At 44.6% G+C, this 1,826-nt stretch carries 2 protein-coding genes; one reads left to right on the plus strand and one right to left on the minus strand.

The genetic code is table 11. From position 1 onward, the window contains the following. On the minus strand, positions 1 to 859 hold an 859-nt coding region (locus WMO25_RS17645; RefSeq protein ID WP_349086502.1), incomplete at its 3' end, for an AAA family ATPase. Between the two features lie 412 nt (positions 860 to 1,271). Here WMO25_RS17645 and WMO25_RS17650 point away from each other — a divergent pair. After that, on the plus strand, positions 1,272 to 1,826 hold a 555-nt coding region (locus WMO25_RS17650; RefSeq protein ID WP_349086504.1), incomplete at its 3' end, for a ribokinase.

Below are 1,826 nucleotides of genomic sequence, written 5' to 3' on the forward strand. Positions count from 1 at the left end.
GGAGCGAAAGCATATAAATGCTGCGCATGCCTTTGCCCATATGTTCAATAGGGCGCAGCGTTTTCTGCTTTTCATCTGCAATTTCGGCGGTAACGGAAAGCATCTGCTCGATATCACGGTTCATGGAGTAGATGATTTCATGCTGACCGCCGTTTTTTCTGTAGTTGGCATTAACTCTTCTGGAAAAATCATCCAGATTCAGCTGATACAGCTTGTAATCCAGCAATCTGGCCGCTTCAAAGGCATTTAATTCGGCAGGTGTTTTCTGGTTGATCAGACCGATACAGGAAAAGCAGTGGGTGCATGGTTTGGCGGAATCAAAAAGACAGCAGCCAGAACGCATTTGTTTTAAAAGGCTGTCTTCCTGCATGAGCAGCAAATCGTCCTGAAATTGCCGCAGATTGCGTTGCGGGTCCAGATAATAAACCGGCGGCAGCAGTCGGGGAATCCAGTTGTTATTCTTCTGATATCCGTCGCTGTAACGGATTTTCCCGTCGCGGTTGGCGATAAATGTAAAAGAAAGGGTCTGGGTCGCCTCATCATAGGATGGCAGTTTCCGCTTGAAATCCTGAAGCCATTTGTCAAATCGGCGGTAAGTGCTGATTTGACCTGCAGCGTGGAGCATTTTCAAATCATTGTCGCTTAAGAGCAGGCAGACGGAGATTTCTATATTGGCGTAATCCTCCTGAAAATCATCCATTTCAACGGCACAGCTGCCGGTGACAACGCGGATGGCATCAAGAATAGCCGTTTTGCCGGTGTTGTTTTTGCCCACGAGAATCAGGGCGTTTTCGATATCGGTGATCAGCAGGTCGCTGATGGACTTGTAATTGCGGATACGAAGTTCAGTGAGATGCAAGGCGGTCAGTCCTTTCTATTAAATATGTTTAATATGTAACTGTTCAGAGCCAAGCAAAATTTCAAAAAACAGGTATGAAATGCGTAGTATTTTGGAGGTTGGCTCTGAACAGTTACTTTAATATAAGAATATCATAGAAAAGGTTGGAGAAGTATATAAAAATGCCCTTTAGAGATATGTTTCTAAAGGACATTTTAAAATAAAAAGTGCCATAAGCACCAGAGCAATTATAAACCTATTTTACTGCGTTATCAAGATGAAATTTAATCGATTGTTTTAAACGAATGCTGTAAGAAAAGTTAGGTTGTAGTTACTCTCAAAATGTGGTACAACAGTAGTATAGGATAAATAATAGAACTGGATTCCGGACAGCTGGGGGAAGCTGGCTTTGGAAGGAAAGGAAAAAGGGGATATGAAGAAAGTTTTAGTTGTGGGGAGCTTGAATATGGATATGGTCCTTTCCGTAGATCATCATCCGGTGCCGGGAGAGACGATTATTGGCGATGGCATTACTTATCATCCGGGTGGCAAAGGGGCCAATCAGGCCTATGCAGTTGGCAAGTTGGGCGGCGATGTGCGAATCATTGGCTGTGTCGGATGGGATAATAATGGCATGATTTTGACGGAGAATTTAGCCCAGGCAGGTGTGGACACAACGGCAATCAATCGTATGCCGGAGGCACCGACGGGTATGGCGATCATAGATGTGGACAAGAAGGGCGACAATAGTATTATTGTTATTTCCGGAGCCAATGCATGCCTGACACCGGATCTGCTTCGCAAACAAAAGGCGTCTGTGGAATGGAGCGATTTTATTATGACACAGTTGGAGACGCCAATCGACACGGTGCTTGAACTGGCCAGAATGGCCAAAAAGGCAGATAAATGCATGATTCTCGATCCATCACCGGCCAGAGCGGATCTGCCGGATGAGTTATTTCCTTTAATTGATATTATGAAACCGAAT

This window comes from Coprococcus intestinihominis (genome assembly GCF_040096555.1).
Lineage (GTDB): Bacteria > Bacillota > Clostridia > Lachnospirales > Lachnospiraceae > Coprococcus_A > Coprococcus_A intestinihominis.